This window comes from Mesorhizobium sp. M7A.F.Ca.CA.002.05.1.1, assembly GCF_003998335.1.
Classification (GTDB): domain Bacteria; phylum Pseudomonadota; class Alphaproteobacteria; order Rhizobiales; family Rhizobiaceae; genus Mesorhizobium.
In genome coordinates this window covers 1-918 of sequence record NZ_RZQI01001411.1, presented here as the reverse complement: position 1 = coordinate 918, position 918 = coordinate 1, and the positions used below count along the sequence as shown (strand labels likewise).

Below are 918 nucleotides of genomic sequence, written 5' to 3'. Positions count from 1 at the left end.
TGTCGGCGTAGGCCGTTGCATGCATCGACCTGCTTTACGGCTCTTCATGCGGGTACGCTAAACAAGATGTGTTTCGCCCGATAATGCGAGGCCATCTATGATCGATTCTCGCGGCAATGCCGCAAGAAATCGCCATTCGCTTCGACAAGGAGAATTGATCCGGTGCGGTTGAGATCTGTTTCTCTGGGTGTCGTCGCCAGCCTTCTCGTCGTCATCGCCGTGGCGGTATCGGCCCGATCCTTTGCCGCACCATCTGCCGTTCCAGCCTGGCTGCAGGCTCATGTCGGCGACAGCGACGGCCAGATCTCGCAAATTGTCCTCGAACGAGCCCGCGCGCTTTACCGGAAGAAGGTCGCGCAAGGCGCTGTCAAGAACCCCTGCTACTTCGCCATGGATGCCACACGCCCCAGCGATCTGGGCAATGGCGTGCTCGGCCGTCGCTATTACGTCATCTGCGAGGCCAGCCAGTCGTTTAGCGCGATTTCGTCAGGCCACGGCAGCGGGCGGAATTTGAAAGGCGTCGTCGATTTTTCAAACGGCAAACGGTGCGCGAAGAACTTCGGCAATGCGATGGATTCATCGTTGACGGCCGGCGGCGCCTATATGACCAGCGAGGCCAAAACCTCGTTCAAGGGCTATTACCGCACCGGCGCGAAGCAGGACGCGGTTTTCCAGCGCACCTTCATCCAGTTCGACGGCGAAGGCGAAGCCGCGAACGCCAGGCAGCGGGCGATCGGCGGTCACGCTGCCCAGGTGCTGCATGGCATGTGCCTGCGCAAAAACCCGAACAGCTCGCACGCCGACCATGACGGCTTCGTGCCGTTCGGCAAGCTGGTGGACTATGCCGGCGGTCGCAGCAATGGCTGCACCAGCTGGTCGCCGGCGGATGCCAAGCGGATCATCCCGATGGTCAAGGAC

General features: G+C 61.0%; 1 protein-coding gene. It reads left to right on the top strand.

Annotation, left to right across the window (positions count from 1 at the left end; genetic code table 11):
• Positions 1-162: 162 nt before the first annotated feature.
• The coding region (locus EN939_RS35970) for a hypothetical protein (protein WP_127272031.1) at positions 163-918 on the top strand (756 nt) is incomplete at its 3' end.